This is a genomic window from Leptospira kirschneri serovar Cynopteri str. 3522 CT, from assembly GCF_000243695.2.
Taxonomy (GTDB): Bacteria; Spirochaetota; Leptospiria; order Leptospirales; family Leptospiraceae; genus Leptospira; species Leptospira kirschneri.
Genome location: NZ_AHMN02000022.1, coordinates 101737 through 123649, shown reverse-complemented (window position 1 = coordinate 123649; position 21913 = coordinate 101737). Strand labels below are relative to the sequence as shown.

The window sequence follows — 21913 nt, the reverse complement described above, 5'->3', positions numbered from 1 at the left end:
CGAAAGAAGGTTATCGGTCATTGAAGCTTCACGCCGCATATGGCGCTTGGTAATGAGTTGAGCGACAAAGATCCCTTATTCCGAATTTTCTTAGGCATCGATTCCGAAACCGACCGTCTTCCGGTAGGGAATGAACGTAATCTTTGGAATCCCCAAGCACTGATCGAAAAGGATAAGGAGATTCATGAAATGGAAATTAATTTTGAATCGGAAGCAAGAATTGCGGCTGAAGCTCTCCGCTCCAAATTCGGCCGTTAATGACTGTAATGCGGATGCACCTAACAGAGACAGGTACCAAAACAGTTCTCCTGGAATGTTTGTTATCTTAAAACGTTATACGAAATTTTCTAAACATCATTTTTCAAAAGGCGATACTTCAAGCAAAGCATAGTGTCAATTTTTCCGTGTGTTTTGCGTGCTTTAGAATCGCGAAGTCTCGGTCGAATCGGGTTAGTACTTTCGTAACTGCCTTCATTAATCCTTGACTAAATTTTCCACGGGCTTAAAAACTTTGAGAAACGGAGAAGTCACTGTATGAAACAAATTAAGTTATTCTTAATTCTTTCTTTTCTTTTGTTGATTATGATCGGATGTAAAAAGGAAGAAAAAAAACAAGAAGCGCAAATCTTAGGAAACAGATATGCTAATTTTGACCAATGGATTTACAAAGTTCCGGGTTCTGATAAAAAGGAAGATCAAGTCAGTCTTGTTTATGGAATGGAAGAAGTAACAGGTTTAGAAAACGTTGAAGCGGAAGTAACCACAAAAAAAGGAACTTCTATTGTAACGTATATCAAAGTAAAAACTGTGGAAAACAAAGAAGGTTTTGCGCCTGCAAAAAATTTCTCTGAAAACGTATACTTCGTGTTAAACGACGCGGATGATGCATTTATAAAACCGACGATTACCGCTAACACGAAAGGTAAGTTGAAAAGAGGAATGTATTGTTTAGAACAGGAAGTGATCCAAGAATTCTCTAAAGTCAGTTGTTATGATTCGATTTTGACGGAAGACAAGTTGAATAATTATTATGACGTTTGGATCAAAACAGTATCGACTTCTTTAAGCAAGGATCCTCTTCTTGGAGAAACTGTAAAACTATTGAAAAAATCCAGTCAAGAACTTGCAAAGTATAACTCCGTTTCCGACGAGGAAAAGAATAAGATCCTTCAAGTTGCAACAGAATCTTTGAAAAAGGCGGCGGCCAAACAGGACGAGTTTAATACAGATATAAACACACTTGCTGGAAAATTCGGAATAATTCTTTAATAAAATTCTAAAGAACGTTTCGAGAACTTAATTTCTTTTTTCGGAGCGTTTTTTGAAAATCCTCTTTTTTATCAGCAATTTCACTTTTTTCTGTTAAGAGTTTATCCCAAAACCTCCAATGTGGGAACTACTACAAAAATTTAACGATATTAGAACTGCTGAAAGTTCGCAAATTACCAAATACGACCTAAAACGCTTTCGTAAAAAGCGTTTTGCTGAGTTTCAAATCCTCTGTAAAAAGGTCAGAGAGAATCCAGACTTGCCTCAGATAGCTGGGTTTCTCAACTCTGTCAATAAAGTGTATGCAGTAAACGTTATACAATAATCTTCTTTAGTTTTAATAGAAGCGAGACTCTGAGTTTGAAAGAACTTTCTGTTGAAGTTCCTCACATCGATCCTTTTGTGTTATAACGAATTCAAGTTCATATTATTTCCTTCCTGGAGGAACGTAACCTGTTGGGTTGAAATCATTATAAAAAAGAAGATACAATACAACTTGAAAAGGAAATGTAACTACATCCCAGACGATCGTAACCGGGTATAAACTATAACTCATAACGTATGGGATCGTTTTGGAGATAATCATTCGTTCCGAAAATTTACCTATTTCGATTTCTACAATTTGTGATTGATTAGAAACGTGTTGTTCTGGAAACCATACTGCAATCGAGACACTATTACATCCATCTCCTTTTTCGTAACATCTTTCTTTTAGAAAGTAAGTAGGAGCAGAACGAGGAATTGAAGATAGATAGAGCGGTGTTTTTTTTGGGGAACAATCCGCAGATGTTTGAATACATACTCTACGTTCAAAGTCTCCATTACCTTCCGTATGAGAACAATCTAATGATACAATTTTTTTCGATGAATCTTCAAGACAAATCGAACCTTTAGAAATCCATGCAGCTTTTATGTTTTGGATCGATTTTTGAAGTAGAGGACCTCTATAGATAACAAGGTCAAGTTGAGATATAGGAGAATGTTGATGATGTCCGGAGGTGACGTGTACTTTCGTTCCTAAATCAAAGAGTAACAAACTTCCATTTGCTTCAATTACTACATTACTTTTTGTAGAGTTGTAAAGTTTTTTACAAGTTTCGTCTTTTTTACGACGTTGTATTTCATACGAATAGTTTTCATCAAGATTCGTCTCTAAAGACGATAGTGAATTATTTGCACAGTAGTGAAAGATTTTATTTGAATCAAACCAATCATTAGGACTTTCTACTATTGTTGTGCCAGGTTTGTCTGAGGTATCTTTAAATTCTTCGTAAAAATAATAATAAAAACCATATATATTGCTACTTTCTTGATAATCCCTAAGTAATAACGTTGTACACTGAGATAAAAAGCTCAGTAAAAAAAATGAAGAAACAAATAAAACTAATTTACGCACAGTCATATTTTTATCAAAATTTTTACTTCATAACTTTAATTTAGGAAATGATTCTAATCAATTTTGTAGGTAAACGGGTTTTTGTTTTAGAATTCATTCAATATTCAATTTTTACCGGATTTGTTATTAACTTGGAGATAATTTTGGCGAATAAAAAAACTCAATACAACAACTCTTTGAACTCAACAAAACGTCTCTATGATCGTGCAAGACGCAATATAGAATCATTTTCACTGAACTTACTTTGATTTAAAAAATGGAAATCTGCCTCTCAAAAAATTAAAGACGATAACAAAATGAAAATTTTTGAATATAAGAATAGGTTTAAAAGTTACAGACTTCAAAATAAAAAACCCCGCATGAAAACGCGGGGTTTATAAACATATCGTAGCTCTTCAATAAAGCGGATTATTGTTTGGAAACCTCTTGAGCTTTTGCTACGAGAGCGTCCTTACCACCTGGAAATTTTGCGTAAATTACACACTGACATTCTTCCCAGTTGTCTTTAGAAACGTCTTTTGGATCGGATCCGGAACCAGTTGCTTTACATTCGTAAACACCAACTCCTTTTACAACACCTTGAGATTGAGAAACGATTACAGATGCAGTAGCTTCACCATCAGAAACGCCAGATGCGGATTCTACGGTTTCTCCAACCATCTTTTTTACTACATCAGACGCGCCTTGAAGTCTAGAAGCTTCGCGGCATGTGGATTGCATCATCGCTTGACTTTTCTTAGCAACTGCTTTTGCGGATGCTCTGGAAGAAAATTTAATATAGTACCAGTCTTTTGGGCTTGTATCTCTTGGTGTTTTTCCGTCGTTTCTTTGCTCTGGAGGTCCACCCCATCCTTCAAAAGTCCATCCACCGTCACCTACGGTAGTTGCATCTTTTTGTCCTGTGTCAGTACTGGAACAAGCTGCAAAAATCATTGTTGCTAAAGATAGAGCTATAAGTCTATTGATCATTATTTTCTCCTTGATCTACTAAATGAAAAAAGCTAATACTTTACCGAGTTTGTGCAACACATTTTTTAATGAGTTGCTTTGAATCTAAGATTTCCCATATTAAAACTAAGAATTCATTTGGATCGTACTAAGTTCTACATGTTGAGAAATTTATTTTTTTTCTTCTGTTTGGTGACTCACCCGATATTTTCTACGAGTATAACTTTTCTTCCTGGAAAAATGGATGGAAGGTTACCTGTAACTTTAGAAAGAATTGACGATAGATCCCAAGAAATTTCTAAATTTGGGGCGTTTTATGCAAACTTGTTGCTAAGGGCGAAAGTAGATACCACTGAAAAAGTTAGAGATAAAGAAATTTTTAATAAATTCAAAAACTCTCACTTTGCAAAGGAAGATTTTTTCAAAATCTGTTCTGAATTATCAACGGATTTTTTGGTTCGGGATGAACTTGGCTTTCAAAACAAGATTACTTTGGATCGAATTTTATACGATTGTTCTCAAAGACGATTGGAGGAATTTCACCTTTCGGAAAAATCCGATCTTTTCATTTTAATGCGTTCTATGACGGAACGTTCTTTTCCCTGGATTCCTTTTAAAAAAAGGCAAACCACCTCTTCAGTATCAAATAGAAGTTCCAGAGAATTGATTTTTGTAATCGATTTATCTCCTTCTTTTCAAAGAGAAAGAGAAGAATGGGTTCGGTTCGTTAAAAATACTTCTTGGGATTCTTTAACGGGGATTAGAATCGTAACTTTTTCTGAAGGAAAGGTTTCTATTCTTCCAAAAGCGGGTTCTTTAGCGGAATTGAGAACTCAGGTTGGAAGTCTAAAATCGTTCGGTAAATCTAGTCTAGACGATTTATCAGAGGCGTTACTTAACATAAAGCGCTCGTTAGTTGGTTCGGTTTCTAAGTCTCAAGAAGTGATCATTCTTACAAACGCAAAAGGAAAAATCCCCAATCCTACTTTAGTGTCTTCGATTCAAAATCTGCAAACTTCCGGTTATCGGGTTTTACTATTCACGGCCTCGTATTTTTCTACGTCTCAAACAAGATATTATAAAGGAATTTTTCCCAAAGGAAATTTATTTGATATAACGTATTTCAGAAAAATCAGTACAACTAAAGATTCAAAAACCTTAATATTTAGGGGAAGACAAATTTATTTTACATATTCCGAAATATCTCCTAATCAAGTCATAGAGGAATCTTTGCTTAATAAAGTTTCTTATTCTGGAAAGTATATAGAATCGGAATCAATCAATCCTTTGAATTTTATGGAAATATATTCTGAATTGACTACAGATAAAATTATTGCTTCTGACGTTTTACAAACAAATCTTACCTTTTTACTTTCCGGAGTTTTATTAAAAGATGAGTTTAGAGAAGGAGGTGAAACGGAAATTTTAGTAAAATCGGGTGAAAAAGCCTATTGGATTTTTCTTCCGCAGGGAATAAAAATACCACAAGTGGATGAACTGGTTCAATATCAAACAACGTATGTTCCATCTGCAAATTCAGTGGACGGCGTTACGAACGTTGCCAATCTAACGGAAAACTATAAAATTTCTCCATCTCAGATTTTAGAATGTACTCCCATTCAAGTAAGAAATTACTTTCAGAATACGAATAAAAGTTCCTTTGAATGTATAATCCGAGGTAGAGTTCTACAGGTCAAAGGGTTATAATCTTTACAAAGGACTCTTCAATTGAATTCCGAAGAACATATTTTTATAGGCAACGCTTCGAATTCGATTAAGATATTCAATCGACTAAAATCTTTGTCCCAAAGTAATCTACCGTTGTTTGTTACCGGAGGTCCGGGTAGTGGTAAAACGTTTGTTTCTAATTTAATTGCAAGTTTGTCCGGTAAAAATCCACAAGTATTTATTATAGATTCTGATCATTACGAAAATCAAAGAAGTTTAGAATCGGAGCTTTCGGTCAAAGATGATGCGTATTTTCTTTTTAAAGACTTTTCGAATTTTCCAAAAGAAAACCAAGCTTATCTATTAAAAAGAATCCGTGAAAACCAAAACAATTCTCGTTTCATTTTTATTTCTGGTAAAGAATGGAAACAAAAATTAGAAGCCGGTCAAATATTAGAATCTCTTTATTTCGAAATTTCTAATTTTAGATTGGACCTTCCGGATCTCAGGGAGAGAAAAGAGGATATTCCTCTTTTGATTAAACATTTTTTGGAAATTCTTTCCGAAAAATATAAACGAAAAGAAATTCGGTTAAGTGAAAAATTATATCATATTTTACTAAATTATGATTTTCCTGGAAATGTCAGACAACTGAAAAATTTACTGGAAAGTATGATTTCCTTGTTCGCGGTGCGTATTTTGGACGTAAAACATCTTCCACCTCAGATGTTCGAAACTTCGTATGTATATTCCAAATTTATCGAAGTGAAAACTGGAATTCCTTTAAGAGATTATGAAAGGGAGATTATCAAAAGGAATTTAATTCTTGTAAATGGAAATCGGGAAAAGGCCGCTAAAATACTTGGGATTTCAGAGAGAACGATTTACAGAAAGATTATAGAATTCGGTCTTTCCGACGAAGTTGAAGGAAAAAATCTTCCATCCGACGTTTAAAATAAAATAGAGATTCTTCTTTTTCTGAGTTGGTCTTGATTCGAATATTCATCTCTATTATAAAATCATAAAGTTCTCCGATTGTCTTATCCGAAAAAAAAGTCGCTTCTTTTTTAAGGCGGTTACGAACGAAATTTTTTCTCGCAGGGCTATAAGATTGAATTCCCAGGAACTCGTAGAGTTCTTCGTCAGAAAGGGAAGTTTCGTATTTTTTGGAAATGATTTTGTATTTTCGAAGTTGGTCGATTTTTTCTTTTAAAATTGAAAAAAATAAAAGTAGAGAATCTTTTCCGCTTTGAAATTTTTTTAGTTCCTTAAAAAAACGAATCCGATCTGATTCCATAAAAAAATCCACTAAACCGGAAGAATTGAATTCTCCACTGAACAATAAAACGTCTTCTATATCTTGTTTGTTGAAAGTTTTTTTCGAAAGATAAAGTTTGAGTTTGGAAAGGGATTGAAGATATGCTCCCATAGATGGAGGAATTTTATGTAGAAATTCGTCTATTGCATCTTCGTCGAGTTGAACTCCGATTTCTTTACAAGCTTGTAAAAGTCCGCCACGGATTTCGTTCGGATAAAAATTTTTAGTTTTGATGAGGTTCGCTTTTCCGCCGAAAATTTGAAGTACTTTATTCGGAACTTCCCAGTGATTGTAATGGATCAAAAGTTGGATTGAATCTGGAAAGTTTGAAAATTGTTTTTGTAAGGATTCGTTGTTCTTTCCTTTTCCGCTGGATATAGGTTTAAAAAATTCGAGCCCCGATTTAATGATAAATAATTTTCTATTGGAGAACATATCCAAGTTAAACGCTTCGGATTGAAATCTTTCAAAGTCCCCTGGCTCTGATACAAAGATTACAATTTCGTAAGGTTCTCCCGTTTTTCGAATCGAGTCCTTATATCTCTCTGCAAGAATTTCGAATTCATAAGATTCTTTAGCCGCTACGAAAACGATTTGAGGTAATTTTTGATTCCAATCGTTTAAGAATTCTATGGAATTTTTATATTCTTTGGTTTTAGTTGCCATTCTATTTTTATTGGGTAATCATTTTGTTTCTTTCTTAAAAAACATAAGAATCGTTTTTAAAAAATCTCTATTAAATTCAAAAAGAATGATTTTAAATTTCTGCATGAAATCGGCGTTTTGCGATCTTCATCTAATTAAAAATTCAATTTATAAGTTTCTTTTAGAATTTTGTTAATTTCTCCGTTGAGTCTAAATTTTTCTCGAAAATGTGGGAACTCACACAATTTATAAATTTAACAAATGGTTTCAAAATCAGCAAATTATTTGAATGAAACTTAATCTGTGGGAACTACTGCACAAATCTAAATTTTTTTGAAAAATATAGGAACTCACGCAAATTTTATCTTAAAATTTTCCTAAACAAAACTCATTGACTCTTTTTTTAAAACAAATCCTTAAGATACAAAATAAAGTCTCCGAAGATTAGATTATGAATATTAGTTCCGGAGTCCAGAGGATTTCTTTTCCGAACGAGTCTTTGACGTATGTAAGTCCTGCTCGTATGGGAGGAAAAGTGCAGGCTGTGGAACCGATTCGTCGTGAAGATTTTAATTCGAATGCTCGTGGAACAAATTTTTCTACTCCGCCAAACGAGTCTTTACCTACTACACGTGGAAGCCTAATCGATTTTTACGCTTGATTTCCTTTTAGATATTTTTTCCAAAGTTCGTGGTATTGAAAAAACATTCGAATCGGAAAACCTAATATATTTGTATAAGATCCTTCGAAAGATTTAACCGGACCTTCTAAATCCTGAACTCCGTAACTTCCCGCTTTGTCAAAGGGAGAATATTTTTCGATGTATTTTCTGATTTGTTTGTTGTCCCAGATATGGAAATGAACTTTAGAAGAATCGAATGCAAATTGTTCCAATCCTTTATAATAAATTCCTAATCCAGAATATACAATGTGAGTTTTTCCAGATAGTCCCTCGAGCATTTCTGTCGCTTGCAAAAAATTCTCTGGCTTTTGTAAAATTGAATTTTCTTGGACCACGATCGTGTCGCAGGATATTAAAAGTTCATTTTTGGATCTTGTGCCTAACTTAGATAATGAAATCCTTTTTAAATATTCTAAAGGACGCTCGTTTTTCAAAGAACTTTCGTCTATATCTTCCGCTTCGATTCTAAAATCAAGATCCAAAGATTCTAAAATTTGTTTTCTACGGGGAGATTTGGATCTAAGTATGATCATAAATCCATAGTCTAAGAAAAGCCTTGCTTTGCATTCGTTTTCCTGCCGATATTGATAGAGATGAAAGAGAATCTACTAACTCAACGGAATCAAATCGGACTTATATTTTGTGTTTTGATTTTGATCTGGAACGTATCTGTTTTTTCACAAACCGTTCCAAATGAATCCAAAGATCCTAAAGAAAAACAAAAAACACAATCCGATCGAGAATTGATAGAAACAGGTAAATTAGAATCGGTTCGAAAAAAAGCATATCTTGGATTGAAAGGAATCCGAGTTTCTCTTCTCAATTTTGGTAAAAAACAAGAATTAGATAAACTTGCAAACGATTACGGACAAGCCGAAACTTTATACATCAAGGCGGAATACGGAAACGCCACAACTGCGTTTGAAAATATTATTAAATCGATCATTCCGTTAGAAGAATCAATTCGAAAAGACTATGAAAGTAAAACGACTCAATTGAGTCAAGAACTGGCGCCTTTGATCGTAGCGATTCGGTTAGATGAAAAAAATAAAAATCGTTCTATTTTACCTGTATTAGAAAAGTATTATGCTCGCTTCGGGGAAACATCCAAAGCTTCTGTTCAAGAGTTGGAAAAAGGAGATAAAACTTCGGCTTTGTATTATCAAAGACAGTCGCTTCTTTCGCTCTATCAAACTAAAATTTTACTCGGAAAAAACGAGGATTCCGTTCTTTCTCTTTCGGATAAGGTTGCTAAAAATAAAATTCTGGATTCTGATTATTTAAAATCCGAAGAATTATTGTATTGGGACGACGCGGAAGGACGTTTAAATACGGAAGCAGAATCGATCCGAAAAAAAGAAAGAACCAGAACTTTAAAATCCTACGAATGGAGGTTGGGAATTTCTACCGAAAAGAACCAATCTAAAAAAGAGAATGAAGTTAAAAACCAAGATCCCGCACAAAATATCAATGCTGAAAACAAAATAAAACCTTAATATTAACATCATTTGGAATAACGCGAAAGGGATCGATGCGGGGTAAATAAATTGAAACTAAAGACGAAACATTACATTACATTTTCTACATGCAATTTATTTACCGGAGCTAAAGAGCCCGGTCCGGCTTGCCACAGGCAAGCCGGATTCGCCCCGATTTTCTTACGTCGGACTTATGGTTGTTAAAAAATGAATACTCCATCTGTTTTCTGTTTCATGAAAGTGGTCGATTGAAGTAGTTTTGTTAATTGAACTATGAAATTTTTCAGCAATTCTAATAAAAAAATCTCTTGTTTGATAAAAGATTTTCGTTTTGTTGCGATCGTTTAATCTTTCTGATAAAAAATTATTTCAAAGATTATTGGTTTGTTCTTTAAAATTTTAGAATGTGTTAAAGGAAGAAAAAACAAAGGTTTAGGTTTCTATGAATCATTTTTTGAATATTAAGATATTCTACAAAAAACTTTGGATTTGTTTTTTAATTTTTTTGGTTTTTCCTTCTTGCAGAAGAGGTAGTTTTGATCGTATTAAAGAATCTAGTCTTCAATATTTTTGTAAAGAATATCTTCTTTTTTGCGAATACGTTGTCGCTAAGATCGATATGTTTGATTGTGATCCTCTGCATAATACTTATGAAAGGGATGGAACTCATTATATCGATCGGGAAGTTCTTACGGATGATCTAACGATCGAAAAGGAAGAAAAAGACACGGAAGTTTTTGATCCGTATTCCGAAAAAAAAACTAAAAAAGAAAAATCAAAAGACACAAATGCAGACTTCGGAAAAAATATTCGAATCGATCCACGTAAACTGATTCGTGTTTTCGATACGGAACGAGGAAAAAAACCTTCTATCACAAACGGATCGGAATCTATCGAAGATATTCGTCCTTGTTATCCGGTAAAACAACAATACAATCGGGAGTGATCCATTGAACGATTTATTCAACGTAAAAAATAAAACGGTTTTAGTTACCGGTTCTACTCGAGGAATTGGAAGATATTTTGCGGAAGGCTTTAGAAACGCAGGAGCCATCGTTTATGGAACCGGTTCTTCTCAAGAATCGATCAAAAAGTTTGACGGTTCCGGAATTAAAGGTTTTGCCGCCGATATTCGTCGACCGGATGTAATGATTTCAATTATCGAATCTATTGTCAAAGAACATGGAAAGTTAGACGTGCTTGTAAATAATGCTGGAATTGCTTCTAATAAACCTGCGGCTTTTCTCAAAGAAGACGAAATTGAATCCATCATCCAGACGAATTTTACGGGAGTATTTAGGACCTGTACTGCTTATTACAAGATTCATAAAAAAAGAGGCGGGAATATTATTAATATTGCATCTATTTTAGGAATGAGAGGAACAAAATTGGCTTCCGTTTATTCTGGAACCAAAGGCGCTGTGATCAATATGACACGCGCTCTTGCAGTTGAATGGATTGGTTCCGGTTATCGAGTGAATGCAATTTGTCCTGGCTTTATCGATACAGATATGACGGAGATGATTAAGGAAAAACCGGACGTTTTAGAACAAATGACCAATGCGATTCCGATGGGAAGGCTTGGAAAACCGGAAGATTTAGTTGGGGCCGCGATTTTTTTTGCCAGTGACGCTTCTTCTTATGTAACAGGGCAAACAATTGTAGTAGACGGAGGAATTACCGCGGGACTTTAAGAGTCTAACTTTTAATGATTCTTTCTCTTCATTCCATCAATCCTGAAAAAAGAAAATTACAACAGATTTCGGATCAGTTGTCTCAGGGTAAAGTTTATATATTTCCGACGGATACGGTTTATGCCTTGGTAGCGGATTCTCAATCCAAGCCGGGCGTTGAAAAATTATATGAACTAAAAAATATTCCTAAAAATCAGCCCCTTTCTTTGATGTGTTCGAGTATTTCGGTCGCCTCCAATTACATAGAACATCTTTCAAACGATGCATTTCGATTGATGAAAAAAATCACGCCCGGTCCTTTTACGTTTATTACGAGCGCTAACAAACATCTTCCAAGGGTTTCTTTTTCCAATCAGAAAGAAAAACAAATCGGAATTCGAATTCCAGATACAATTTATTTACAAGAGTTAATGAAAATTCATCCCAATCCGTTGACTTCTACCTCCGTTTTTGCTAATGATGAATTTATCATCGAAGTTGATTCTTTAGAAAAAACATACGGATCTCGTGTTGAAGGAATTGTAGACGGAGGAATTTTAAAAGTGGAACTTTCTACAATTTTAGATCTAACCGGAGATGAAATTACAATCATAAGAGAAGGTAAGGGTTTTGAACTTTTATAATCGATGTCGGATTAAAATTTTTATAATTGTTTTTAAAACTTCTTAAAAATAACGTAAGTTCATCGTAGAAAAATGAGAGAAATTTTCTAAAGATATAAGTTCCTGCAATTTTAGGGATCGATCCGTAAAGTTCAGTCCCTAACTTTTCCAGAAAATTGAATTATGAATTTCTTACAACGAACTCACGTTAGAAACACTATACTCAGAACTACTATATAATAAAGTACGCAGCATTTTGCAGTAAAAATTTACTGTACTCAATTTTATAGAACTCAGTAACATAAATTTGATTTTCCACTTTATGAAAGTTTAGTTCCTCAAAAAAATAAATTTCCAAAATCATCGTTCAAAACCAATTAAAATGAAATACGGTTTCGTCTCTTCTTTTAAGCTTTTGTTTTTAGATGTGAAAAAATGTTCAGAAGAGTCATGAAACGGTTTTTATTTTTACTTTATATATTTTTACTCTTTCAAAATTGTTCTGCAAAATCTACGGAAAATCCTTGCGATACGAGTACTTCTCTTTTTTATAAATCTTTGTTCTTAAACTTTATTTTAACTTCCGGCAAAACGAGTTTTTGCGGTATACACACATCAGTTCAATTGCCTCCACCTACGATTCTCAATATAAAATCGAAAAGTACTTTGAATACAGGATTTTTAATCGGCGAAATGGATGAGTCCGTTTCCGGGGTTCAGGTTTCTTTAGATTCGGGTCCGTTTATGGAGGCTCAAATTTCTGGCAATCAGTGGAAGTTTCAACTTCCTGCCGCAGGTGTTTCTACTACAGTTCCTTCAAACGGAATTTGGAAAGACTGGAGTTTACATACAATTTCGGTTCGATCCACTTCTAAAGAATCAAATTCTGTTCCGATTACTATCACGGTTCAAAAAGGTTCGAACAAAGATATTAACGGCGACGGTTATCCGGATGCGTTGATTGGTTCTCAAGTTGCAAACCGAGTTAGGGCTTATCTTTCTCTTGGAAAAGCAAGGGGTTTAAATTTAGTTCCGATCACTTTATTAAATGGAGCAGGCGGTTTCGGTTATTCCGTTAAGTTAGGCGACATCGATGGAGATGGATACGCCGATGCGGTTGTAGGAAGTGCAACAAATACATTCGCAATTTATTTAGGATCAACCAGCGGACTTTCTACAACGGCAATTAATTATATTCCTATTGGTGTTGGTGGTTTATTGAATGTGGATGTAGGAGATATAAACGGAGACGGGTTTTCGGACGTTTTGGTTGGTGCTCCTTATGACGTAGGGAATATTGGTCGAGTTTATTCTTATTTTTCGAATGGGGCTGTAGGACAAGGTGTTACATTTGGTCAACAATTGAACAATCCTGGAAACGCAGGTAGTACCACATTTTACGGATATGCCATTACGTTAGGCGATATTAATGGAGACGGTAGATCAGATGCGATTATAGGAGCGGTAGGTTCTGGACAGATCGGCGCTTCTTTTGTTTATCTTGCGCAAGCGGCGGGAGCTTTTGCAGCTTATTCTCAAACGATAACAGGATCGGCTGCAAACGAATGGTATGCAAATTCAGCAATTGCTACCGATATAAACCGGGATGGTTTTGCGGATTTATTTGTGGGAGCTTATCAAGAATCGGGCGGTGGCGGAAGAGTACATTTATATTTATCTAATTTAGGAATTCTTGCAAATACCGCCAACGGTCCCATTTCAGGATTGGCCGGGTCACAAACCGGAACTTCTGTGGCAACTGGAGACGTAAACGGTGACGGATTTTTAGATCTTCTTACCGGAGGTTATTCTTACACTTCTACACTTCCAAACCAAGGTTATGCGATTACTCATTTAACTACGGGTGATACAATCGGTTTAGCTGTGAATCCTTTAAATCTTCTAACGGTTCCCGTGAATTTAGGAGATATGGGAAATTCAATCGCTTCGGTAGATATTAACGGTGACGGTTTAAGTGATGTCCTTGTGGGAGCCCCTAGCTCCGTAGGCGGGACAAATATAGGAAACGTTTACCTTTATATATCGGACGGATTGGGTGGGTATACTTCGGCTCCTCAAACTTTCGTCGAACCGGATGTAAACGGAACATTTGGGACTTCCGTAGATTTATGATTTAGATCTTGTTCTATTTAAAGTTATATCATAAAATTCTAATTCTATTGTTTTCTATTTAATTCTAAAAATTCATATTCTAATTCACTTAAGCTGAAGTTTCCGTTTAATTCTTCAAAGTCGCTTTGTAATTGAATCTTTAATTCTTTATCAATTAGCCATTTTCCAATGGTATTCAGTGTATCACTTGATTTAGAGTCATGAGATCCATTCTTATTCCAATATTTCACAATTTTTTCAGCTTTAAAAAAACCATCAGAACTAAAGTTTATGGTTATAAATTTTTTGAGAATTCCTTCCGGTAGGCTGTTTGGTCTGAAATAATTGTCCGTGTATTGTAAATATTTACTATAAAAATTTTCACAATCTCTTGTATTGCAAACTGTGTCAGACTTTACAAAGTAAAGAGTATCTATTTTTTTATTTGTACTTACTTTCCAAGTACTTATTAATAATTTATTAATATTGATAGATGCATTCATTTTTTTTAAGTAAATATCACCTAAATCCCATTTAGAACCTTCTCCTTCACCTCCTCCGCGAGGATTAAAACTATAAATTTCTTTTATATAAAACCCTTCTTTTCTAATTATTTCTGATATATAAAGTGGTGGGGCTTCCAATTGAAAAAAAAATTCATAATAACGAATTTCAGGAAGTATGAATTTTCCATTTTTATCGGTAAGTGTTTTTCCTACTGCACATCCTTCGACTGGATTTTTATCATAGTCAACGATTGTTCCAAGTAACTCAGGTCTTCCGAGCCTAGAAACACAAGATAATAATAAAATGCTAATATGTAATATAAATAAGATTCTTTTCATCTGGGTAATTACAAAACGAATTGGATTATTGGTGATGTTATTATAATTTTCTATGAAATCCACTTTTTCCATTCCTCTTCTTTAAAACCTACAAATCCGAAACCTTCTCCTAGAACAAAAGGCCGTTTGACTAAATTTCCATTTTTAGATAGTAGATCCAATTGTTCTTCGATAGATAAGGAACCTAGTTTATCCTTGAGACCTAGTTCTTTATAATCATTACCGGAAGTGTTGAATAATTTTTTAGATTCATTGCCTAAGTATTGAAGCATCGTTTTAAGTTCCGATTTTTTAGGAGGAGTTTCTCGGATAGGTAGTATTTCTAATTCGACTTTTTTTTCGGAAAGGAATTTGAGTGCGTTTCTACAAGTGGAACAATTTTTATATTCGTAAACTTTCAGTTTCAAGATTATTCTCCAATTCTGATGGTTTTTCGTTTTTATTTTGAGTCAAGTTTTCCTTTATTCAAATTTACTAAATTTGTTGGAATTATATTTTTTTAAATGATAAATCATATTCAGAAAGATTCTTATTATTATATATCTATTTTTCAAAGGTAAACAAAAGTTCTTAAGGCTAATTTTATTTTTAATTTGCGAAATATTTTTTAAGACAATCGATTTCGATTGTTAGATCTAAGTTTACGATATGAATTTTGAAAAAATTTAAAACCTGAACTTTACAGATCGATTCCTAAAATGTGGGAACTACCACAAATTCAGATTTTACAGTTGGTTTTTGAAAATGTAGGAACTACTACCAGAAATTTCTAGTAACAAAAAATTTGTTTGGATTTACTAAGAATTGTATAATAAGTGATCGAAAATTTAGCTTCTAAGCGGTGATTCATCCATAATTTCAAGTGAATCTATTATACAGGTATCAGCAATTTGCGGGAACTCCTCTGTCCGAATCTATATTTACTGGTAAATTTTGAAAATATAGGAACTCATACAAAAACTACAATGTTAAAGGGTCGTAAGTCACAATGTTGATGGTTTCTGTAGGAACTCATACTTTTTGTTGAGAATTCAAAGATGATTGTGATGGTAAGGTTTTGGGACAGTTTCTAAATGAATTAAACGGTAGAAATCAATAAAATTATAAGCACGTTATTACTCTTATCAATTATTGAAAAAGAAAAAGATTCCAACTTCTTAGCAAAATTGCTTAGAAAGGAACGCTCAAAAGAAGAGAATTTTCTTTCTTAAGCCTAAAAATCTTTTCGTTGAAATGAGTGATTTTAACCGATAGGATTCTTACGAGAAGTTTCGGGCGTGTTGAATAAGAAAACAAACCTAACCGGAAGACAAAAAGCCGCTGTTTTTCTAATCGCGGTCGGAAGTGAAGTGTCTTCTGAGATTTTCAAACACCTACGAGAGGACGAGATCGAACAGATCACGTTTGAAATCGCACGACTCGATAAGATTACTCCCGAAGACAAAGAAAAAGTTTTAGTAGAATTCAACGAGCTAATGATGGCTCAAGAATTCATCTCCAATGGAGGGATTGATTTTGCTCGTGGCCTTTTGGAAAAGGCGCTCGGAAATCAAAAAGCGATTGATATTATCAACCGACTTACTTCTTCTTTGCAAGTCAGACCGTTTGACTTTATCCGAAGAACTGACCCACAACATTTATTAAACTTTATCCAAAACGAACACCCTCAAACGATCGCATTGATACTTTCTTATTTGGATCCTCAAAAGGCTTCGAATATTCTTTCTAATTTACCTCATACCATTCAGGCGGAAGTTGCAAAACGAATTGCAACAATGGACCGGGTCAGTCCGGACGTACTTCGAGAAGTGGAAAGGGTTTTGGAAAGAAAACTTTCTACTTTGGCTTCCGAAGATTATACTTCTGCGGGTGGTATCGATTCCGTAGTTGAGATTTTGAATTTAGTCGATCGAGGAACGGAAAAGACCATTATTGAAGCTCTGGAAGAAGAAGATCCTGAACTTGCGGAAGAAATCAAAAAGAGAATGTTCGTATTTGAAGATATAGTTCTTTTGGACGACAGAGCAATCCAAAAGGTAATGCGAGAAGTGGATAATTCGGATCTTGCAAAAGCTTTAAAATCGGTTGATACGGAAGTTCAAGAAAAGATTTTTAAAAATATGTCTAAACGGGCGGCGAATTTACTTCGTGAAGACATGGATTTTATGGGTCCGATTCGAATTAAAGACGTGGAAGACGCTCAACAGAAAATCGTTAACATTATACGTAAACTCGAAGATGCAGGTGAAATCGTCGTGGCTCGTGCCGGTGAAGACGAACTCGTTATGTGATCTTATCGATTCATTTTTGAAAAACCATTTTTCACTTCAAATTTTTTGAATGGAACTCGATTGAATGATCCGGATTATTAGAATTTTTGCATACGTATTAGTCTTTTGGATTTTATGCTCCTGTGGATCTGATTCCGATCGTTTTCAAGAATTAGACCTAATAACACAAGCGGAATGGACCGTTAGCTTGGGGAATCATTTAAAAGATAGATTAGAAAAATCAAATATTCAAAAATCTTTTCTAAAAAACAAAAAAGAAAAACTAAATATTGAAACCAACCCTAGGGAAAAAGAATCGAAAGATTTTAAAAATTGGAAGTTAATTACACACTTTCCAGTTAATTTCAATTTTCTTTTTTCTATACCGAAACAATCCGGATTTCACGAATTAACTGTAAAAGTAGAATTTTCGATTCATTCGGATTCAATATTTCTAACGTTTCTAAAACAACCGACCGCAATTTATTTCCCAGATCTAGGAGAAAATTGGGAACTTTATCTCAACGGAATACCGATTCGAAAGGAAAAATTTCTAAAACAAACCGATGCTGGAGATTTGGTCCCTTCGGTTCGAAGGTCCTTAAAGTCCGTGATTTTACCGATCCCGTCAGGGGTTTTAAAAGAAGGAAAAAATACGATTTTGATATATATGATCGGTGAGTCCGATTTTACACGTTATATTTCAAATGAACATTTCGGATTTTATCATTCAAAAGGATATAAAATTTCGTCTTTAGAACAGATTTACGACTCTACTTCTGAATATTTAGATTTGTTGTTATATGGGATTTATAGTATATTCGGAATTTATCATATTTATTTTTACTTCATCCGAAGAAAGGATTTGTATTATCTCTATTTTGGATTGTTCTCGTTTTTTTCTTCGGTTTATTTTTTTTCTTCTTCTAATTTGATCTTTCAAAAATTCGTAAACCCGAATTCGGAATTAGACAGTTCTCTTTTTTTTAGGATACAGTATTCTTCTTTGACTTTGATTTTTCCTTCGTTCTATTATTTTTTAAAGGATTATTTTTCCCCAAAAGAAAAAGGAAATATGATCCCTTCTTTTTTCGTAGTTTTTTTGATCGGATTGTTTTTTTCATTTTTAATCGTTCCGTTTTCTTGGGTGCATATCACCTTTAAAATTTCTCAAATTTCAACGATTTGTTTTTCGGTTTATATTTTATTTTTTTCAATCCAAACCGTAAGAAAAAAGAAACAAGACGCACGTAAAATGTTGGCGGGAATTTGTATATGTATTCTTTTTTCTACTTGGGAATTATACAATTCGGTTCTTGAAAACGAAAAGTCTCATTCTACTTTTTTTAAATTCGTTTATTTATTTTTTATCGTCTCAATCGCTAGTATTCTGGTTTTAAGATACGTTCAACTTTACAAAGACGCACAACTTTTAAATAAATATCTTACCGATCAAAAAGAGGCTTTTTATCGATTTGTTCCTGTGGATTTTATCAGAATTATAGACAGAGAATCTCCTATATCGATTTCGATCGGTGATAGTAAAGAAAAGTCGATGACTGTTTTGACCTCTTATATTCGAAATTTTGCAAGTCTTTTTAAAACGATTCCTTCAAATCAAATGGTCTCATTTTTAAATTCTTATCTAAGTGAAATGGAAGGATTGGTTTACAAAACCGCAGGTTTTGTGGATAAATACATAGGAAATGAGATACTTGCGCTTTTTGGAGACTACGATGAAAGAGCGGCAAAAGAAAATTTCAATTCCGCAGACAATGCGGTGGAATCGGCAATTAGAATGGTAAATGCGGTCCGATCCGGAAAATTGATAAAAAATTTTTTGATACCATCTTTTTGGAATTTAGAAATCGGCATCGGAATCAATACCGGTTCTGTAATCTTAGAAACAGTAGGAAGCGAAAGAAGGATAGATACAACTGTAGTTGGAGACTCTGTTGATCTTACATACGGACTTAGATCTCTTACAGCACTTTACAAAAGTAGAATATTAATTTCTCATCATACGTATCTTAGGCTACATAGAATGAGCGAAGTGGGAATGCGTATGATCGATTCTGTCATTCTAAAAGAAAGGGACCAAGCCGTAGATATTTACGAGGTGATAGAATCTGATCCCGAACCAATTAAAGAATTTAAGTTGAAAACTTCAGAATTGTTATCTCAAGGAATTTTAGAATATAAATCCAGAAGGTTTGACGAAGCCGCTAAAATTTTTAGGCAACTTTATCGAGAAGAACCAAAAGATCTTATTTCTATGATTTATTTGAAACGCTGCAAATTATATTCTTCTAAACCACCGAATGAAAATTGGGACGGAGTTTTTAGATTTCAGACAAAATAGAAAGGTTTGTTTTATTAAAGATTACCAGAGAAGAGATATTTAAAAATCTTTCCGATAATATAAGTAGTTTGAATTAAAACTTACATAAGATTCTAAAGGAAATAAAATTTTAAAAAGCGGTAATTTTAGGACATCTTAAAATGATTACAAAAAATAAATAATAGAATTTTTGAAAAATTGATTCTCCATCTATTTTATAGAAACGGTCGATTGAAATAGTTTTGTTAATTCGAACTATTAAATTTTTCAGTAACTCTATTTATTGATCTTATAAAATTCAATAACGCAAATTTCCTAGTAAGATTCTACTTGAGTAAAAAATATCAGATATTCCCGTTAGGTTTTGAATAATATTGTTTTTTGGATTTTATAGAAATTTCTATAAATGATTTAATATGCGAGTTTACTAAGAAATATAATAGTTTTAGAATACACTTTGAGTTTTTATATTAGAGTTGTTGAAAAATTAATTCTCCATCCGTTTCTATTTTATGGAAACGGTCGATTAAAGCAGTTTTGTTAATTGAACTATGGAATTTCTCAACAACTCTATTGTAATAAAGGTATAAAAATGAAAATTGGATTTTATAAAAATCTGAAAGTTCTTACAGACTATGAACTTATTCCAGAATCTATGAGAGAAGTTTTATATTCTAATTTTTTAAATGACTTTATAGCATTATTTTTATGCATGGTAATGGAATTTTTCATAATAAAAAGAAAACTTAAATTTGATACTTTCATTCGTTTTCAAATTCTACCGTTTAAGAATATTCTTTTTACGATTTATCTTTTATCTGCGGTTTCTGTTTTTCCTTCGGACCTTCCCGATTTTCAACTTAAAGATCAAAAAAACAAAGTTCTAAATTCCAAAAACTTAAAGGGAAAAATGGTTTTTCTTTTGGGATGTTCGTACGTAGATATAGTTCTTTGTAGAAAACACGGAAGAAAAATTTATTGGAGAATGCAGAACCTGATCGACGAATCCGAAGATTTCGTGGAATTTATCGCGTTTGTAGATCTTAGAAACGCTCCAAGTGCAGTTCAAGTTTATATCGATGAAAATAAATCAAAAAATTACGAATCGATTTTGTTGGATACAAAGGGTATTTTATCCTCGGGGATTCGACCTGGTGTTTCCTGGTTGAGGATTTATTCCAGAAATAAAAAACAAATATTCGAATCTTATTATAAAGAAGTGGATGATCAAACTGTGGATTCTCTGTATGAAATTGTACGAAAACAAAAAAAATAAAATTGGAATCTGCGTTTTTGTTTTCCTTCTTTTTTTTAATTGTGTGGAAAAAAAACCGCAACAAGCGGCTTATTGGAGAGAATATCTTACATATCAGAAAAGTATTCTTAAGGAGTATCCGGATGGCGGGATTCGAAATGCATTGTTCGGAAATTTGACTTCCAAGGACGAACTTCTTCTACAAGAAAAGGATAATATTCTTTCGATTGATTTTTATCTTCAAAAAACAAACCAAGGATTTAAAAACGTTCTGACGACTGAAAAAATTCCGGAAAACGTTCCCTACCAAATCCATGCAGAATATTTTCCGACTTCGTTTCGGGATCAAAAGACGTTTCGAATGAAACGTAAAACGGTTACAACTCTTCCTTCTTACAGTTATTTAGATTTTTTTCATCACATAGATCGATTTCAAAATTTTCTTCGTTCCGATTCTAAACTGACTACGGTTTCAAATGCACATCGTTATCTTTGTTCTGTTTCTCATTGTAATTCTGGAAGAGGAGAAAATTTTTCTTGGCTTCTTTATGAATTAGATGAATCTACAAAGGCTGCTTACCCTCAGTTTTACAAACGGTTTGATAAATTTCTAAATCAGGTTTCTTATAAAATTACAATCTTTAAAACTGGAGAGTTTTTAAGTGGAATAGAACTTTATAACGAAGGGGCAAAAACTTTTTTAAAAATTCCGGATACTTTTTCCGGTTATTGGAGTAAGCCAGAAATTCTTCATATTCGTATTTCATTATATATTCAAGTTTATGGACTTAAGATAGACATTAAAAATTTAGGATATATGCTTCGTTTTTATTCCTCTAAAAATTATGAAAAGGTTATTGGAGAATTTTCTAAATTACCGGAAAAGAAAATCAGCGGACGTTTTCTGAAAATTTTTCCACCCGGAATTGTGGATTGGTTCATTCCTGGAAATATGGAAGAATACTTTGATCAGTATTTTATTCTTCTTGTAGAAGGAAGTGAAGGTAGGGGAGGTAATAAATTTGAATCCGAATCGTTTCGAAACGGAAAGAATATGAAAGTAATTTTAAAATCCCAAGCTGAAATTTTCAGGGATCGTTTTTCGCCGTTTCGTTCTTCTGATCAAAAAGACGACCAACCTTCTTTTTGGGATGTATTACAGGAAACTTTAATTGAAGATTTATATTAAAATCCGTTTTGTTTTTATTTAAAAAAATCTATTTCAGAAATTATCGATTCCACTTTACGGTTTTTTTAACAAGAGGAGGATTTTGATCGTAGATCGTAGAATCTTTCTAAAGTGCTTGACTGAGAGTCTAAGTTCCGGGACTTATTTTAGTGTTCTCTTATTTTCTAGAACACAAAATCATAATTCAATCGATGAATTGGA

General features: G+C 33.6%; 21 protein-coding genes. 15 read left to right on the top strand and 6 right to left on the bottom strand.

Annotated elements, in window-relative coordinates; translation table 11 throughout:
• Window positions 1-57 precede the first annotated feature (57 nt).
• Window positions 58-258, top strand: a complete 201-nt coding sequence (locus tag LEP1GSC049_RS2000000228600; RefSeq protein WP_025175914.1) for a hypothetical protein — start codon at window positions 58-60, stop codon at window positions 256-258.
• A gap of 276 nt (window positions 259-534) precedes the next feature.
• Window positions 535-1269, top strand: coding sequence for a lipoprotein LenA (lenA, locus tag LEP1GSC049_RS207935; protein WP_016561220.1), 735 nt, complete (start codon window positions 535-537; stop codon window positions 1267-1269).
• Window positions 1270-1696: 427 nt separating this feature from the next.
• Here the strand turns inward: lenA and LEP1GSC049_RS207940 are convergent, their stop codons facing one another.
• Both LEP1GSC049_RS207940 and LEP1GSC049_RS0207580 read right to left on the bottom strand, forming a co-directional pair.
• Window positions 1697-2671, bottom strand: coding sequence for a hypothetical protein (locus LEP1GSC049_RS207940; protein WP_004756604.1), 975 nt, complete (start codon window positions 2669-2671; stop codon window positions 1697-1699).
• Between the two features lie 402 nt (window positions 2672-3073).
• Window positions 3074-3634 (bottom strand): lipoprotein LipL21, encoded by a 561-nt coding sequence (locus LEP1GSC049_RS0207580; protein ID WP_016748283.1) that lies wholly within the window; start codon window positions 3632-3634, stop codon window positions 3074-3076.
• 138 nt (window positions 3635-3772) lie between these two features.
• On the opposite strand from LEP1GSC049_RS0207580, the gene LEP1GSC049_RS207945 reads away from it, so the two are divergent.
• Window positions 3773-5320, top strand: a complete 1548-nt coding sequence (locus LEP1GSC049_RS207945) for an LIC10012 family protein (RefSeq protein ID WP_004756724.1) — start codon at window positions 3773-3775, stop codon at window positions 5318-5320.
• A gap of 21 nt (window positions 5321-5341) precedes the next feature.
• On the top strand, window positions 5342-6235 hold the full coding sequence (locus LEP1GSC049_RS0207575) for an AAA-type ATPase lid domain-containing protein (RefSeq protein WP_016748282.1): 894 nt from the start codon (window positions 5342-5344) through the stop codon (window positions 6233-6235).
• On the opposite strand, the gene holA is transcribed toward LEP1GSC049_RS0207575, so the two are convergent.
• On the bottom strand, window positions 6177-7265 hold the full coding sequence (holA, locus tag LEP1GSC049_RS207950; protein ID WP_004756831.1) for a DNA polymerase III subunit delta: 1089 nt from the start codon (window positions 7263-7265) through the stop codon (window positions 6177-6179). The genes LEP1GSC049_RS0207575 and holA overlap by 59 nt on opposite strands.
• On the opposite strand from holA, the gene LEP1GSC049_RS207955 reads away from it, so the two are divergent.
• Complete coding sequence (locus tag LEP1GSC049_RS207955; RefSeq protein ID WP_004763586.1) at window positions 7231-7440, top strand: hypothetical protein; 210 nt, start codon at window positions 7231-7233, stop codon at window positions 7438-7440. The genes holA and LEP1GSC049_RS207955 overlap by 35 nt on opposite strands.
• A gap of 255 nt (window positions 7441-7695) precedes the next feature.
• The gene (locus LEP1GSC049_RS207960; protein WP_004754963.1) at window positions 7696-7905 is read left to right on the top strand and encodes a hypothetical protein; all 210 of its coding nucleotides are present in this window, start codon (window positions 7696-7698) and stop codon (window positions 7903-7905) included.
• On the opposite strand, the gene LEP1GSC049_RS207965 is transcribed toward LEP1GSC049_RS207960, so the two are convergent.
• Complete coding sequence (locus LEP1GSC049_RS207965) at window positions 7896-8459, bottom strand: nucleoside triphosphate pyrophosphatase (protein WP_004754294.1); 564 nt, start codon at window positions 8457-8459, stop codon at window positions 7896-7898. The genes LEP1GSC049_RS207960 and LEP1GSC049_RS207965 overlap by 10 nt on opposite strands.
• Window positions 8460-8519: 60 nt before the next feature.
• On the opposite strand from LEP1GSC049_RS207965, the gene LEP1GSC049_RS207970 reads away from it, so the two are divergent.
• The 5 genes from LEP1GSC049_RS207970 (at window position 8520) to LEP1GSC049_RS207990 (ending at window position 13833) form a co-directional block, all read left to right on the top strand.
• Window positions 8520-9422 (top strand): hypothetical protein, encoded by a 903-nt coding sequence (locus tag LEP1GSC049_RS207970; protein ID WP_004754720.1) that lies wholly within the window; start codon window positions 8520-8522, stop codon window positions 9420-9422.
• A gap of 424 nt (window positions 9423-9846) precedes the next feature.
• Window positions 9847-10350: a hypothetical protein gene (locus LEP1GSC049_RS207975; RefSeq protein ID WP_004756654.1), complete on the top strand. Its 504-nt coding sequence runs from the start codon at window positions 9847-9849 to the stop codon at window positions 10348-10350.
• 4 nt (window positions 10351-10354) lie between these two features.
• Window positions 10355-11098, top strand: coding sequence for an SDR family NAD(P)-dependent oxidoreductase (locus LEP1GSC049_RS207980; RefSeq protein WP_004763602.1), 744 nt, complete (start codon window positions 10355-10357; stop codon window positions 11096-11098).
• A gap of 14 nt (window positions 11099-11112) precedes the next feature.
• On the top strand, window positions 11113-11721 hold the full coding sequence (locus tag LEP1GSC049_RS207985) for an L-threonylcarbamoyladenylate synthase (protein WP_004756587.1): 609 nt from the start codon (window positions 11113-11115) through the stop codon (window positions 11719-11721).
• Between the two features lie 429 nt (window positions 11722-12150).
• A complete protein-coding gene (locus LEP1GSC049_RS207990) occupies window positions 12151-13833 on the top strand; it encodes an FG-GAP-like repeat-containing protein (RefSeq protein WP_004754968.1) in 1683 nt (560 codons plus the stop codon).
• A gap of 44 nt (window positions 13834-13877) precedes the next feature.
• Here LEP1GSC049_RS207990 and LEP1GSC049_RS207995 read toward each other — a convergent pair whose 3' ends face one another.
• Window positions 13878-14729 carry a hypothetical protein gene (locus LEP1GSC049_RS207995; protein WP_004753677.1) on the bottom strand — a complete coding sequence of 284 codons (852 nt, stop codon included), beginning with the start codon at window positions 14727-14729 and terminating at the stop codon, window positions 13878-13880.
• Entirely contained in the window at window positions 14708-15064 is a 357-nt protein-coding gene (locus LEP1GSC049_RS208000; RefSeq protein WP_004754776.1) for an arsenate reductase family protein, read from the bottom strand. Before LEP1GSC049_RS208000 ends, LEP1GSC049_RS207995 begins: the two co-directional genes overlap by 22 nt.
• Window positions 15065-15934: 870 nt before the next feature.
• Between LEP1GSC049_RS208000 and fliG the strand changes: the two genes are divergently transcribed.
• From fliG to LEP1GSC049_RS208020, 4 genes are all read left to right on the top strand, one after another.
• Window positions 15935-16948 (top strand): flagellar motor switch protein FliG, encoded by a 1014-nt coding sequence (fliG, locus tag LEP1GSC049_RS208005; protein ID WP_000932791.1) that lies wholly within the window; start codon window positions 15935-15937, stop codon window positions 16946-16948.
• Window positions 16949-17012: 64 nt separating this feature from the next.
• Window positions 17013-19289 (top strand): adenylate/guanylate cyclase domain-containing protein, encoded by a 2277-nt coding sequence (locus tag LEP1GSC049_RS208010; protein ID WP_016561206.1) that lies wholly within the window; start codon window positions 17013-17015, stop codon window positions 19287-19289.
• A gap of 697 nt (window positions 19290-19986) precedes the next feature.
• Window positions 19987-20544 (top strand): hypothetical protein, encoded by a 558-nt coding sequence (locus LEP1GSC049_RS208015; RefSeq protein WP_025175916.1) that lies wholly within the window; start codon window positions 19987-19989, stop codon window positions 20542-20544.
• Window positions 20516-21712 (top strand): LIC10025 family lipoprotein, encoded by a 1197-nt coding sequence (locus LEP1GSC049_RS208020; protein WP_020764669.1) that lies wholly within the window; start codon window positions 20516-20518, stop codon window positions 21710-21712. Before LEP1GSC049_RS208015 ends, LEP1GSC049_RS208020 begins: the two co-directional genes overlap by 29 nt.
• Window positions 21713-21913 lie beyond the last annotated feature (201 nt).